General features: G+C 43.1%; 12 protein-coding genes. 8 read left to right on the forward strand and 4 right to left on the reverse strand.

Annotation, left to right across the window (positions count from 1 at the left end; translation table 11 throughout):
* Window positions 1–135: 135 nt before the first annotated feature.
* From HMPREF9625_RS00415 to HMPREF9625_RS00440, 6 genes are all read left to right on the forward strand, one after another.
* Window positions 136–2,691 (forward strand): Cna B-type domain-containing protein, encoded by a 2,556-nt coding sequence (locus HMPREF9625_RS00415; protein ID WP_009535260.1) that lies wholly within the window; start codon window positions 136–138, stop codon window positions 2,689–2,691.
* Window positions 2,692–3,222: 531 nt separating this feature from the next.
* Window positions 3,223–3,780 carry a C-GCAxxG-C-C family protein gene (locus HMPREF9625_RS00420; RefSeq protein ID WP_195891282.1) on the forward strand — a complete coding sequence of 186 codons (558 nt, stop codon included), beginning with the start codon at window positions 3,223–3,225 and terminating at the stop codon, window positions 3,778–3,780.
* Window positions 3,781–3,795: 15 nt separating this feature from the next.
* Complete coding sequence (locus HMPREF9625_RS00425) at window positions 3,796–4,707, forward strand: TDT family transporter (RefSeq protein ID WP_009535258.1); 912 nt, start codon at window positions 3,796–3,798, stop codon at window positions 4,705–4,707.
* A gap of 355 nt (window positions 4,708–5,062) precedes the next feature.
* Entirely contained in the window at window positions 5,063–5,449 is a 387-nt protein-coding gene (locus HMPREF9625_RS00430) for a VOC family protein (RefSeq protein ID WP_009535257.1), read from the forward strand.
* 114 nt (window positions 5,450–5,563) lie between these two features.
* Window positions 5,564–6,826 (forward strand): replication-associated recombination protein A, encoded by a 1,263-nt coding sequence (locus HMPREF9625_RS00435; protein ID WP_009535256.1) that lies wholly within the window; start codon window positions 5,564–5,566, stop codon window positions 6,824–6,826.
* Window positions 6,827–7,045: 219 nt separating this feature from the next.
* Window positions 7,046–7,903 (forward strand): hypothetical protein, encoded by an 858-nt coding sequence (locus HMPREF9625_RS00440; protein WP_009535254.1) that lies wholly within the window; start codon window positions 7,046–7,048, stop codon window positions 7,901–7,903.
* Between the two features lie 184 nt (window positions 7,904–8,087).
* Here HMPREF9625_RS00440 and dtd read toward each other — a convergent pair whose 3' ends face one another.
* The 3 genes from dtd to HMPREF9625_RS00450 all read right to left on the reverse strand — a co-directional run bounded on the left by dtd (window position 8,088) and on the right by HMPREF9625_RS00450 (window position 11,373).
* Window positions 8,088–8,534: a D-aminoacyl-tRNA deacylase gene (gene dtd / locus HMPREF9625_RS00445; RefSeq protein WP_009535253.1), complete on the reverse strand. Its 447-nt coding sequence runs from the start codon at window positions 8,532–8,534 to the stop codon at window positions 8,088–8,090.
* A gap of 166 nt (window positions 8,535–8,700) precedes the next feature.
* Window positions 8,701–8,877, reverse strand: coding sequence for a DUF4250 domain-containing protein (locus HMPREF9625_RS11025; RefSeq protein WP_009535252.1), 177 nt, complete (start codon window positions 8,875–8,877; stop codon window positions 8,701–8,703).
* 144 nt (window positions 8,878–9,021) lie between these two features.
* Complete coding sequence (locus HMPREF9625_RS00450; protein ID WP_009535251.1) at window positions 9,022–11,373, reverse strand: ATP-dependent helicase; 2,352 nt, start codon at window positions 11,371–11,373, stop codon at window positions 9,022–9,024.
* A gap of 212 nt (window positions 11,374–11,585) precedes the next feature.
* Between HMPREF9625_RS00450 and HMPREF9625_RS00455 the strand changes: the two genes are divergently transcribed.
* Window positions 11,586–12,230: a DUF1836 domain-containing protein gene (locus tag HMPREF9625_RS00455; protein ID WP_009535250.1), complete on the forward strand. Its 645-nt coding sequence runs from the start codon at window positions 11,586–11,588 to the stop codon at window positions 12,228–12,230.
* 33 nt (window positions 12,231–12,263) lie between these two features.
* Here HMPREF9625_RS00455 and HMPREF9625_RS00460 read toward each other — a convergent pair whose 3' ends face one another.
* A complete protein-coding gene (locus HMPREF9625_RS00460; RefSeq protein WP_009535249.1) occupies window positions 12,264–12,770 on the reverse strand; it encodes a GNAT family N-acetyltransferase in 507 nt (168 codons plus the stop codon).
* 95 nt (window positions 12,771–12,865) lie between these two features.
* Between HMPREF9625_RS00460 and HMPREF9625_RS00465 the strand changes: the two genes are divergently transcribed.
* Window positions 12,866–13,624, forward strand: coding sequence for a GntR family transcriptional regulator (locus HMPREF9625_RS00465; RefSeq protein WP_009535248.1), 759 nt, complete (start codon window positions 12,866–12,868; stop codon window positions 13,622–13,624).
* Window positions 13,625–13,776 lie beyond the last annotated feature (152 nt).

The following is a 13,776-nucleotide window of genomic DNA, read 5'->3' on the forward strand; positions in this document are numbered from 1 at the left end:
AAGTATTAGAAAAGGAGAGTAAAAAAATTCTATTCCCGGTTAAAATTTATGTTTTTAAATAAAAATATTTATGTTAGAATAACGCCTTGTAAATGTAGATGTAGATGCAGATTCAGAAAAAGGAGAAGAAAAAGAATGAAAGCAAAACGAAACTTGCTGGCATTGTTGCTTTCTGTCGTCATTTTTTGGCAGGGATTTTCTGTTGTCAATGCGGAAAATGTCTCCCCCACACCGGAAAGCAGTATTTCCTTATCTTCTTCCGCGGTAGAGGAAGAGGGTAACAGAACAGAGATTACAGGTGTAAATCCGGAGGATACGGAGAACGATTTGGAGGAGGCTTCCTTATCTAACTCCGCAGATTCGACAGATATTTTGACTATGGCGAGAGCAGCAAGCCTCGTGGGGACAGGGGTTGAAAGATCGGATGTGATTCAGAATATTAGGATGACACTGAATGGTAATCCAATCGATGAAAACACAAAGATTTATGCCAACACCGATTTTGCGTTGAAGATTAAGCTCGCAGTAAGCGGAAAGACGGTAAATAATGGGGACTATGCCGTTGTTCAGCTTCCGGGCAGTCTGGCAGCCGTAAGTGAAGATACGGAAATTAAAAATGATGCCGGTCAGGTTATGGCCAATGCGCATTATGACAGTACGACAAAGCAGTTGAAAATTATATTCACAGAGAATGCAGAGAACTATAGCGGAGCCGATGGAGAATTCACCTTTCTTGTTCGTGTTAATCAGTCTGAAGGGGATACAGCGAAACAAGTGCCGATTAATATTCCATTCAACGGACGTACTTTTTCCATTCAACTGAATTATCAGGGGATAGGACTGGACGAGGAGCCCAACTTCTGGAAAAATTATGGCGGCTCTATTGAACAATATGAGGATAAAGAAGGAACAATTCATTATTTAGTTCACTTTTTTATTCAGGTAAACGGAAGAAGGCTTACGAAAGTAGGAACAGTTTCTGAAAAGTTCACCAATATAGAGATCCATGATAAATTAATCAGTGATGTTTTCAGCTATGTGGATCCGAGTGACCCCGATCATTCCATGAACTGGAAAAATGCGTCTGATGCGGATCGCTTTTATCCTACACTGGTAAGAGGCGTATGGAGATCCGGTTATCGCGATGAGGATTATGTATTTCATCCTGCAACAGATGATGGGGCAAACCGCGGTCCAAAGTGGGCGCTGCAAGATGTTGACAATAATGCCCTTCCTGCAAGAGGAGACAGAGTTCCGCTGAAGTATAAAGATGGAAAAAGAGCCTTTGATTATAGAGTAGGGGACTTGAACGTTGAAGAAGGCTTCGAGCTACAGTATTATGTGGAAGTCAACGAAGTTCCTCAAGACGGTACGGTGTATCGTAATGATGCTTCTATCACAGGGGACAGCATCAGTATGGGGACACATGAAAGAGAAGTTCCTGTACAGTATTCCGGAGGTAATTTAAACGGTACAGGTTTCACACTTCGCATTGAGAAGAGAAATGAAGAAAGACAAGCTCTTTCCGGTGCGGAGTTTACCATTGAAAATAAAAGAACAAAGGTTAAGAAAACTGTAGTCACAAATGCAGACGGTATTGCCACATTAGAAAATGCCGTTTTGGCAGACTATGTAATTAAGGAAATCAAGGCACCTACAGGCTATGTTTTGGACGAACAGGAACAGCAGATTGATAAAGAAGAGTTAAAGAGATCTGCTGCGGGAAATGCTACGGTAACTAAGTTCTTTGTTAATAAAAAAGCGAATGAAGCGAAGCCGGAAACTAGAAGTGTATTGGTGGATAAAAAGTGGATTCAGGGTAATTCTACTGTACAGAAGCCGAACAAGGTAAAGGTTTATCTTGTAGAAAATGGAGAAAAGACCAATAAGGTACAGGAACTCTCTGAAGAGAATGGATGGAAGGCGTCCTTCTCCAATCTCCCAAAGAAGGATGCTTCCGGCGCGCAGATTACATACACTGTTGCCGAGGAGAATCTTCAGGACTACAAGCCTGCTATTTCCGGAACGCAAGATACGGGATTTACCATCACAAACTATACCGGAGACCGTGTGGCTATCCCTGTGACGAAAATCTGGAAAGGAAGCGGAGAACATCCGCTTGGCTTAACCGTGCAGCTCTATGCGGGCAGTGTGCGTGTTTCTTCCGCCTACTTAACGGCACAAAATGGATGGCAGTATACCTTTGATATGCCGAAGTATGATGATGCCGGAAAGGAAATCAAATACACGGTAACAGAGGAGAATTTATCCGGTTATACAGCAAGTAGAGCCGATGAAGAGAATAACGGCTACAAGAACGTCTTCGTAAATACAAAGGAAAAGCCGAACAATCCGGGCGGTGGCGGAAATACACCGAACAATCCGGGGGGTGGCGGAAATACCCCCAAAACGCCTTCCGGTAATACACCCAAGGATCCGGGAACACCTCCTCCCTCTACACCGGATGAGCCGGGTAAGGTTCTTGGTGCGAGTCGTCCTATGGAAGATAATCCGGAAAGAAAGGGTGAAGTTCTCGGAGAGAGCAGACCTGCTGTAAAGGGAAGAGCTGCTACAAAGACGGAAGATAAAGCAGCCATGAAGCTTTATGGAGTTCTTTTTGCACTTAGCTTAATCTCCTTTTCCGCAAGTCTTTTTGGGAAGAATTTTTTCCTTAAAAAGAGGAAGGGCTAAGCACAAAAGAGACAGGTTCTTTTATGTTATCAGAAGTAGGGAATAGATAGTATAAATAGAATTTATGCAAAATATGCAAATTGCAAAAGATTTTTATTAAAAAAATATGCAAAGTGCCAAATTAATTCATAAAATATCTTGACCTAAATAGATTAATGGGGTAGAATACTCTTGACCGAATTGGAAGATTCGGACTTAAAATTGGCGAACAGGTTTAATCGACCCTTACTACTCTATACAGCAGAAAGCCCGACGGAAACGCCGGGCTTTTTGCTGCATAAAAATAAGGAAAAGTAGGAATGAAAGACTTTCTTTTTAAATCAAAGGATGAAATTCTATTCTTTTTTAGAGAACAAAAAACTTATAACATTTTAAGTTTAATAGAGAAGATTAATAAATGAAGCAAATCATAAGAATCATCAATTGGAATGATTTTAAGATAACCGATATAATGGGGAACGTTGGTCGTTTTATATTTATCAATTTTCTTATTTGGTCAGGAAATAAGAAAGTACGAAAGGAGCACTTATGATGGAGTCTATTATTACATATCACGCAAAAGAGGTGAGCCCTCATGCCGTTTTAAAGAATGCGGAAGAGCTTTATGCCGGCGGATTTTTCTGCTGTGAGGCAGTGATGAAAGCTATTCGCGATGCTTTCCAGGCGGATGTACCCGAGTCCGTTATTGCGATGTCTTCCGGTATGTCTATCGGAGCAGGTCGTTCCGGCTGTATGTGCGGCGCACTAAACGGAGGAATCCTTGCCCTTGGTATGTTCTTCGGAAGAACGACACCGGACGGCCCGAAGGATCCGAAAGTGAATGCTCTTATGGCACTTTCCAAGGAACTTCATGACTGGTTTAGAGAGGCAAATGCAAAGCATGCCGCTTGCTGTCGTGTTCTTACCAGAGGCTTTGAAATGGCGGAAGGAGAGCACAAAAAGCAGTGTATCGCCTTTACCGGACTTTGCGCAGGAAAGGTTGCCGAGATTCTTTGCCGAGAGCTGGGCGTTAAGAATGTAGATGCGGAGCCGATTCAAGGCTTGGAAGCACCCTTCCTTCCCCCTGTACACGAAGTAAAAGCAGTATAAGGAGCTGTCATTAGCATGGAAAAAATAAAAAAAATCCCCTTTGCCTTCTCGGGCGTGATGCTCGGTATGGCGGCACTTGGTAATTTGTTACAAAGTTATGGAGAAGGTATCCGTTTGCTTTTTGGCTGTGTTGCCTTTGTGATTCTAATTCTCCTTCTCCTGAAGCTCATTCTTTTCCCGAATGCGGTAAAGGAAGAACTTTCTACCCCCATCGGGGCGGGCGTTTTTGCAACCTTTCCCATGGCGCTCATGCTGTTTTCCGTATATGTGAAGCCCTTTATTCCGGGAATTTCTTTCCCGCTTTGGGTTTTTGCGAATGCAATCCACATTGTGTTGATTCTCTACTTTACGAAGACTTATATCCTTCATTTCGAAGAGAAAAATGTGCATACCGTATGGTATATCGTTTATGTCGGGATTGTTGTGGCATCCCTGACCACACCGGCATATAAGACCTTCGCTTACGGGCAGGCTGCCTTTTATTTTGGTTTTGTCGCTTTACTGATTCTGCTTTGTGTTGTTACAAAGCGCTATGTGAAGCTTCCGGTGCCGGATCCTGCAAAGCCGCTGATGATGATTTATGCGGCACCGATGGCGCTCTGCACGGCAGGCTATATTCAGGCTTTTCCGGAGAAGAATAAGAGCTTTGTCCTGTTCTTACTGGTGGCGACTTCCGTGATTTACCTGTTTGCCCTCTTTAAGAGCATACAGTTCCTGCGCTTCCCCTTCTACCCGAGCTATGCGGCTTTCACCTTCCCCTTTGTAATTTCCGCCATTGCGACGAAGCAGTGCTTTGCGGTACTGACAAAGATGGGCATGAATGTTGCTTTTTTACAGCCCGTGGTTTTAGTGGAGACGATTATTGCAGCAGTATTTACGATTTATGCCTGCTTACGGTATTTCCAATTTATCCTTGCGGAGAAGTAGGAGAACGGCGCTTTTCCGGCACCAACTGCTAAGATTAAAAAGGGAGTAAAAATACCCTAAAGAAAAAAGCGCTCGGATGGATGAGTGTACCGACCTCCAATCGTTAGATTTTTCGTCTAACTTTTGGGAGTCGGTACACTCCTCTCTTTTTTTTTCTGTGAAATCATTGCTTACGGTGTCAGTGCTGCTATTCGTGTTATTCCGAGAAATCAAATAAGACGAAGCTCATGAAGGCACAGAGCACTCCGCGGACACTCTGCGGTCTTTTCTGCGGGCATTGCTGAATGCGGGAAAAAGCATTATCATAGAGAAAGAAAATGTCCCACAGGGGCACCGGAAAAGGAAAGGAGAAACAATGAGCCCATTCTCATTTAACCACTTTAACTTTAATGTACTGGATTTGGAAAGAAGTATGAAGTTTTATGCAGAAGCTTTGAATTTGCATGAGCTTAGCAGAAATGAACGGGATGACTTTATTATCGTGTTTTTGGGAGATGATTCTACGGACTTCCGTCTGGAACTGACCTATATGAAGGATAGAAAAGAGCCCTATGATCTCGGGGAGCAGGAGTATCACCTCGCGCTTCGAACGGAGGATATCGGGGCAGCCCATGCACTTCACGAAAAGATGGGCTGTATCTGTTTTGAAAATCACGGTATGGGCATTTATTTTATTGAAGATCCGGACGGCTACTGGATTGAAATCATTCCGGACAGAACGAAGCCTATTACCTGGCAGTAGAAGAAGGACAGAGAGAAGATAGATAGAGGGTAGAAGCATAAAGAGTAGAAGGACAGAGAGCAGAAGGGGAGAGCGCGGTTATACGGCTTCTGAATAGAAATGTGAAGGGGAGAGATGGATTTATTTAGCTATCAGGCAGAGAAAAATCAAGAGAAAATGGCGCCTTTGGCAGTTCGGATGCGTCCCGGAACGCTGGAAGAGTTTGTCGGTCAGGAGCATATTATCGGGGAAAATAAATTGCTTTCCCGCTTAATTCGTGCAGACCAGCTGCAATCTCTCCTTTTTTTCGGTCCGCCGGGAACGGGAAAAACCTCTCTTGCGAAGCTCATTGCCAACCATACGAAGGCGGAATTCATCCAAATCAATGCGACTACCGCCGGAAAAAAGGATATGGAAGAAGCGGTGAGCCGTGCAAAGGAGAATCTGGGAGGCTACGGCAGAAAAACCATACTCTTTGTAGACGAGATTCATCGCTTTAATAAGGCACAACAGGATTATTTGCTTCCCTATGTGGAAGACGGAACCGTGATTCTCATTGGGGCGACAACCGAGAATCCTTATTTTGAGGTGAATTCCGCCTTGCTTTCCCGCTCCCGCCTCTTTGAACTAAAACCCTTATCTAAAGAGGCTTTGTCGCGTCTTACGGATGAGGCATTGTCGGATAAGAAGAGGGGGCTCGGGAGTTTTCGGACTAGCCTTTCGGAGGAAGGGAAGGAATTTTTACTGGAAAATGCATCGGGCGATGCCAGAGTGCTTTTAAATACACTGGAGCTTGCCGTTCTCAGTACGAATCCCGATTCTGACGGTGTTATTCGCCTTGGTAAAGAAAATATCGGCGAATGTATGCAAAAGAAGATTCTTCGCTATGATGACAGTTCGGAGCATTACGACACGATTTCCGCCTTTATTAAGTCCATGCGGGGAAGTGACCCCGATGCTACGGTGTATTATCTTGCGAAGATGCTTGAGTCCGGAGAGGACATTCGTTTTATCGCAAGAAGAATAATGATTTGCGCTTCGGAGGATGTGGGAAATGCCGACCCGCAGGCACTTATTCTTGCCGTGAACGCTTCCCTTGCGGTGGAGCGGGTAGGCATGCCGGAGGCACAGATTATTCTTACTCAGGCGGCATGCTATATTGCGACGGCAAAGAAGTCCAATGCCGCGGTGAAGGCGATTTTTGCGGCAAGTGATGTAGTCAGAAAGAAGGGGAATTTGGAGATTCCTTCTTATCTTAGAGACGCGCATTACAGCGGGCATGAACAGCTCGGAAGAGGCGTAGGCTATAAATATCCTCATGACTATCTGGGGCACTTCGTAGAGCAGCAGTATTTGCCGGACGAAATAAAGGATTATCGTTTTTATGAGGAAGACTAATGGCTAACGGGAAAGAGAAGTTATTGGGATGGAAGAAAGATTGTTTCTCATTTTCCAATAGGGCGGAAAAGTCCGGACAAGACTACGCAGGATTTACGGAATAGACTCGTTAAGAATCAAAATATGTGGTATTCTTTAAGAAATTATACAGAAAAAGGCACAATTTTTTTTATACACTTCATGCTAGTATAAGTAGCAATGAAGTGAGGAGGGATTTATATGAAAAAAACACTATGGATTGCTATTTTTGGACTTATGCTTTTTGCCGCTGCTTGTGGGAAGAAAACGGATACAAAGAGCAGTCAGACGGCACAGGAAGAACCCAGCTCCGAGGCTTTATCGGAGAACAGTTTAAGCGCCACCGTGCAGAAGCTGGATAATGGAAAACTGAGTGTAGAGACAGGAGATGGTAAAGTTCTTACTTTTGATGTAAATGGTGCTACTTTAGATAAGACTTGGGAACTTATGCCGGGAGATGAAGTAGAAATCAGCTATGAAGGAACAGAGCCACAGGATGGCATGACGGTTAAATCCGTTACCGTTTCCGTACCGTATGAGTTTACTACAGAAGATTTCAATGACGAGCAAAACTTATACGGAGAGATTACCGCAATCAATGACAGCAGTATCACTGTAAAAGAGATTCCGGATTTCCGTGAAGCCGCACTGGACGGTGAGGATACAGAGGGGAAGAAGTACGGGGACACCGTTACCTTCCAAAGACCGAGCTTTGAAATCGATTTAACACAAGGCGGATTAAAGGTAGGCGGAGAAATCAGCGTATATTACCTTGGAGAGCTAAGTAATAATCCCGTAGCATTCTACACTATTACAGAGGATGCTTTAGAAGGAGAAGATGCAGATCACCTGAAGGTAAAAGGTACGATTGAGAGTATTGACGGAGATGTATTTACTTTGAAGTCCGATGATAGTCACAGCTTCCGTTTTACTACGGATGGAAATGATGCATTGACGCAAGAAGTCGAATCGAATAAGGGGAAGACTGTAGAAGTAAGTTACAGTACCTCGTTAAAGGCCAGAGTTTCCCTTGCGGAAGGAATTAAGGTTGTAGAATAAGTATACTTAAGAGAGCAATGGGTTTGGATGCCCATTGCTCTCTTTGTTTTACTAAGCAGATTCTTATTTTTAACGAGTATCGCATGTCCTGTGAGCGATGCCCGTCGAATTCGGTCTTATGCAGAATCGGATAATAATGTAGTCCTTACATAGTAGTATCTTAGGTAGTATTTTATATAGTATGTTACATAGCATCACTGTCATACATAATGGTAAACGGCCCGTCATTTATAAGGCTTACTTTCATGTCCGCACCGAATTCTCCGTGCTCGGTGTGAATTCCCGCTTCTTCGGCCTTCTTCAGAAAATATTCGTAGAGAGCATTTGCGTGCGCGGGGTCACCGGCTTGGATAAAGCTGGGACGATTCCCTTTTTTGGTGTCTGCATAGAGGGTAAACTGACTGACGATAAGGAGTGAGCCGGAAATATCCCGTATGGAAAGATTCGTTTTTCCGTTTTCGTCTTCAAAGAGACGGGCATCCAAAATTTTTTTCAACATTTTATCGGCAACTGCTTCCGTATCCGTATTTTTTACGCCAAGAAGGACAAGATAGCCCTTTTCTATACTGCCTATTGTCTTTCCTTCTACGGAAACCGAGGCGGAAAGCACTCTTTGTACTAAACAACGCATCATTTTCTCCTTACTATTTTACTTTAATTCTTAACAAGTGGCGCAGGCGAAGCCTGAGACATCTTGTTTACCGGTGACAGTATAGTGCAAAAGCAAAAGCAATAAACTACTTTTGCTCTTTCAATTGTTTTGTTCTGCTGAACATTTGCTTTATTTAACTTATGCTTTATTCGAATTGTTTCAGCTCTGCATTGTACTCAAAGCCGATTTCTTCCAGCTTCTTTTTCAGGGACTCGACATCCAGATCGTGCCCCTTGCAAAACTCTTCTAAAGTACTGTATTCGTCCCGAAGCTTCGTGTTTACAAAGCTCAGTAAAATCATTGGGTCTTTTGGGATGTTCATTTCTTATTTCCTTTCTTGTTTTTCCTATTTCCTTTCCTGTTTTTCCTATTTCCTTTCTAAATGTAAGTAGATGGGGAAGGAGGTATAAAACTTACACACAATACTTGTGATGCATCAAAGCTTTATTCATCAAAGTTTTATGCATCATAGCTTTTCGAGCTTTGCAAAGCCTGCCATCATTTTTTTCTGCCCTGCACTGTCGAACAGTACGGTTACCAAATAGTCCTTTACATCTTCTTCGATTTTCAAAACGCTTCCTTCTCCAAACTTTGTGTGCTTTACCCGATCGCCTTCCTGATAGGCGGGCTTCGTCTTTCCGAGGGAAGAAAAGCCTTTTTGGAGGAGACCGGACTGCTTTAGTGTGTCCAGGCTACCGTATTTCGGGGCATCTGCGCTTTGACCTTTTCCGAAGCCTCTTTCTTGTCTTTCGTAAGAGCCTCCGCTGTAGCCTTTTGCTCCGTAGCCGCCTTCTCCACTCCTTCCGAGGTAAGACGAAATGGAACTTTCGGCATTTTTTAAATAACTGTTATAGTAGGATTTTCCGCTATTTTCCAAGAAAAGCTCTTCCTCGGAGCGTTTCGGCCGGTAGAGCAGATTCTTTTTCAAAAGTTCGTTGGGAATATCCTCAAAGAAGCGACTGATTTTAAAATACTGTGTTTGTCCATTCACCATTCGATTTTTCGCGGAGCTTAGGTAGAGTTCTTCCTCCGCACGGGTAATTCCGACATAGCAAAGTCGTCTTTCTTCCTCGATTTCTTCGTCGTCTCCAAGGCTTAGTGCGCTTGGGAAGAGTCCGTCACTAAGGCCCACCAAAAATACGACCGGAAATTCCAAGCCCTTTGCCCCGTGCAGAGTCATGAGCGTGATTTTATCTTCTGTAAGGTCACTTCTATCGAGGTCGGAAAGGAGGGAGACTTCTTCTAGGAAGGCGGCAAGACTCGCTTCTTCTCCATTTTCCTGAATATAGGAAAGAAGCTTTCCTTCCAGCTCTCGGATGTTTTCCATACGGCTTTCGGCTTCGATGGCTCCTTCCGAAAGAAGCTCCGTCTCATAGCCTGTTTCGTCAAGGATTCGCTCGATAAGCTTTCCGAGTTCTTCTTGCTTCCAGCTTTCTATCATTTGACTGAATTTATCGATTTCCGAGAGAGCTTTTCCGGAGAGGCCGGCCGCCTTGGCAAAGGGGACTGTTTCTATAAGAGAGAATCCGCCGATCTGAAGTCCATACTGCCGAAGTTTTTCTATGCTGGCATTTCCGATTCCGCGCTTCGGTACATTGATGATTCGTTCGAAGGCGACATCGTCCTTTGGGTTCACCATAATCTTCATATAGGCGAGGAGATCCTTAATTTCTCTTCGCTGATAGAAGTTCACTCCACCCACAATCTGATAAGGAATGTTCCATGCAATGCACTGCTCCTCAAAGAGACGGGACTGGGCGTTCGTACGGTAGAGGATTGCGAAGTCTTTATAGAAGCGGTTTTCGCCTCGGATATGCCGGATGACTTCTCTTGCTTCTTCCTCTGCAGTTTCATATTCCTGAAAGAGGATTTCCTTCCCCTCCGTTTTTTTCGTCCAGAGTTTTTTTGCCTTTCTGCGCGTATTTTCCTGAATGACCGTGTTCGCAAGATGCAGAATCGGCGAGGTGGAACGATAATTTTGCTCCAGCTTGATCGTGTGGCATCCCGGAAATTCCGCTTCAAAGGACAGAATATTTTCAAGATTTGCGCCCCTAAAACGGTAAATACTCTGATCGTCATCTCCCACCACACAGATATTGCTATACTTCTTGGCAAGCGAGTAAATCAGACGAAACTGCACATCATTGGTGTCCTGATACTCGTCCACAAGAATATAGCGAAAACGCTCCTGATACTGTAAAAGGACCTCGGGAAAGCGCTCAAAAAGCTCCAAGGTTTTTAACAAAAGATCATCAAAGTCCAGAGCATTATTTTCTTTCAGCTTCTCCTCATAACGCTTGAAACATTGGTAAATGAGTTTGCTAAGATAATCTCCGTCCGATTCGGAAAGGTAGTCCTCCGCGTTTCCGCCTCGGTTCTTTGTTTGCGATATCTGAGAGAGAACCGCTCGCTCCCGAAGCGTTTTACTGTCGATTTTCAGCTCTTTTAAAATTTGTCGCATCAGGGTTCTCTGGTCGTCCGTATCATAAATGGAAAAATCCCGATCATATCCCAGATGTTCGATTTCTCTACGGAGAATGCGGAGACACATACTGTGGAAGGTGGAGACCCACACGCTGTTTCCTTCTCCCGGAAGGAGCTTTTCCACCCTCTCCCGCATTTCGGCTGCGGCTTTATTGGTGAAGGTTATCGCCAAAATATGGGAGGGGAAAACCCCCTTTTCTTGTATCAGATAAGCGATTCTATGTGTTAAGACGCGGGTTTTTCCCGATCCTGCACCGGCAAGGACCAAAAGAGGGCCTTCCGTTCTTTGCACAGCTTCTACTTGTTCTTTATTTAAAATTGCATTTAAGTCCATGGGACCTCCTTGAAAGTGGATGGAGTATAGGGAAAATAGGAATGAAAGTGCAGCTGTTTCATAAGATTAAAAGATTCTATGCTTTCCTATAGTCGGCTCACTATTGTACCATTTTTTCAGTGAATAGAAAATCGAGGATTGCCTCTGAAAGAGAAGGAAAATCTAAAATTTTCGGCTGTAAAGGAAAAAAATTCTATGCTATACTTTTTTCTATGGACGAAAAATTACTGAATGAATTAATCGAATATTTGAAAAATCTACATCATGTTCATGCATCTCAGCTTCCCTCCTTGGATCTTTATATGGATCAGGTGACCGGTTTTATGGAGGAGCATCTTGCTCCTATGAGACGGTATGCAGAGGATAAGGCATTGACCAAGACCATGATTAATAATTATGCCAAAAATAAGATTCTGCCGCCCCCTGCAGGAAAGCGATACAGCAAGAATCATATGCTGATTCTACTTTTTATTTACTATTACAAAAGTATGTTAAGTCTTTCCGATATTGCAACGATTCTTCGTCCGCTCAATGAAAACTATTTTAACAGCAGAAAAAAACCGCAATTAAAGGATATTTATGAAGAGATATTCTCCTATGCAAATGTGGAAATGCAGAATGTGATGGAGGATGTAAAAGCGCGTTACGAAAAGGCACAGAGTTCCTTCTCCGAAAAGGATCCAAGTTTCCAAGAGCTCTCTGAAGAAGAACGAGAAGAGCTTAGAAATTTCTTTTACTTAAGTCTTTTGGCCTTTGATGTTTATCTAAAAAAGCAACTTATGGAAAAAATTGTAGATGATATGGCCGGAAAGCAGGAGAAAAAAGAGAAAACTGCAGGAAAAAGAAAGAAAAACTAGGGAAAAGAAACGATACTTCCCTTTCCCTGTTTTTTAGAGATAAAAAACCATATCTTCCCAGGGCTCTCCTCCCCATGTAGAAGGGGAAGGGCCGATGTGCTCGTAGCCAAATGCCTCATAAAAAGGAATCAGATGTTCATGGCAGGTGAGATAAATCCTTTCCGTGCCGCGCGCCTTTTCTTTGTCCTGGTAGCGATTCATAAGTTGGGAGGCAATTCCTCTTCCTCGATATTCCGGACGAACCTCCAGACTCAAGAGATAACAATTTTTGGCATTGTCTTCCTGTAAAGAAGCATTGGTAAAGAAAGCATCCAAAAATGCTTCCGAGCTGGAATGAATTCCGCTTAAATAACCGGCGATTTTTCGATTGACCTGGTCATAGGCAATCAAAAAGTCTTCTGCCGCATGGTCTACACGGTCTTTCATATTCTCATAAGAGCACAATTCGTTTTCCGGGAAACAAATTTTTTCTATATCCGCCAGTTCCTTCGTGTCTGCAACGGTAGCGGTTCGAAAGATGTAGCGATCATAAATATTCATAAATTTCCTTTCTGTATAATATGATATATACAGCATAGCAGAGAACAAGAGAAAAAGCGAGTCGAGGGAAAAGAGTATACAAGTTAAGAGGCCTTATGGTATCTTTATGCTTTGGAAAAGGAATGGTGAAATATAGAGAAGAAGATTCTGTTCTTTGTCATAGAAGAGAGAATGGAGCAAGGGATAATCAGGGGAGTGAAATGGAAAAAAGTCTTAAAGATCAAGTATATCAGGCAATATTGGAGGATATCTTTCAGGGAAATATAGGTTCGGGAGATATCCTAAACGAGAAAGCTCTAGTGGAGAAGCACCATTGCAGTAAGTCTCCTGTTCGAGAGGCTCTTATGGCGCTGTGTGCAGACGGTGTGCTGAAAAATATCCCGCGTTACGGCTATGAGGTAGTGCGCTACAGTAAGGATGATATTTACGATATGCTGGCCTTTCGTTTTATTTTGGAACGAGGGGTGCTGAGAGAGTGCGGAAACGAAATGACGGAGCAGGATTTCCAAGAGCTAGAAGCGATTAACAGTGCCTGCAATGATAACGAAACGGATGCCATGACACATTGGAAACATAATACGGAGTTTCATCTTCGCCTAATTTCTATAAGTCACAATCATTTTATTGTGGAACAGCTGGAAAATTGTATGGGGCGTTTAAAGAGGGCATATTCACAGTATTATTGGAAGAAGGAAAAGGAAATTCTTTTTTCGATGGATACGGCGCATCATGTGGATATTGTTTCCGCGTTACATAAGGGAGATGTGGAACAGGCGGTCAAGTTCTTGGAAGAAGACTTGAAGGATTTCGGGGAGTACAGCGGATATCGAAATAATTTGCATTTTCCCAAGTAAAAAATGGATCAGATGAGCTTTTCGATATCGAGTTAAGAAAAGAGTGCCAATATACGCATTGGTACTCTTTTTTAAAAATGCACAAAAAATAAAAGATATTTTCAGAATATTGGTATAGTGACTATTGATAGCATTACTGATATGATTAGCTA

Origin of the sequence: Oribacterium parvum ACB1 (assembly GCF_000238055.2) — a bacterium.
In the GTDB taxonomy this organism is placed as follows: Bacteria; Bacillota; Clostridia; order Lachnospirales; family Lachnospiraceae; genus Oribacterium; species Oribacterium parvum.

Bases quoted from the DNA above. Each gene is read 5' to 3' on its own strand.
- HMPREF9625_RS00415 (WP_009535260.1), top strand. From the start codon at position 136: ATGAAAGCAAAACGAAACTTGCTGGCATTGTTGCTTTCTGTCGTCATT.
- HMPREF9625_RS00420 (WP_195891282.1), top strand. From the start codon at position 3,223: ATGGAGTCTATTATTACATATCACGCAAAAGAGGTGAGCCCTCATGCC.
- HMPREF9625_RS00425 (WP_009535258.1), top strand. From the start codon at position 3,796: ATGGAAAAAATAAAAAAAATCCCCTTTGCCTTCTCGGGCGTGATGCTC.
- HMPREF9625_RS00430 (WP_009535257.1), top strand. From the start codon at position 5,063: ATGAGCCCATTCTCATTTAACCACTTTAACTTTAATGTACTGGATTTG.
- HMPREF9625_RS00435 (WP_009535256.1), top strand. From the start codon at position 5,564: ATGGATTTATTTAGCTATCAGGCAGAGAAAAATCAAGAGAAAATGGCG.
- HMPREF9625_RS00440 (WP_009535254.1), top strand. From the start codon at position 7,046: ATGAAAAAAACACTATGGATTGCTATTTTTGGACTTATGCTTTTTGCC.
- dtd (WP_009535253.1), bottom strand. From the start codon at position 8,534: ATGCGTTGTTTAGTACAAAGAGTGCTTTCCGCCTCGGTTTCCGTAGAA.
- HMPREF9625_RS11025 (WP_009535252.1), bottom strand. From the start codon at position 8,877: ATGAACATCCCAAAAGACCCAATGATTTTACTGAGCTTTGTAAACACG.
- HMPREF9625_RS00450 (WP_009535251.1), bottom strand. From the start codon at position 11,373: ATGGACTTAAATGCAATTTTAAATAAAGAACAAGTAGAAGCTGTGCAA.
- HMPREF9625_RS00455 (WP_009535250.1), top strand. From the start codon at position 11,586: ATGGACGAAAAATTACTGAATGAATTAATCGAATATTTGAAAAATCTA.
- HMPREF9625_RS00460 (WP_009535249.1), bottom strand. From the start codon at position 12,770: ATGAATATTTATGATCGCTACATCTTTCGAACCGCTACCGTTGCAGAC.
- HMPREF9625_RS00465 (WP_009535248.1), top strand. From the start codon at position 12,866: ATGGTATCTTTATGCTTTGGAAAAGGAATGGTGAAATATAGAGAAGAA.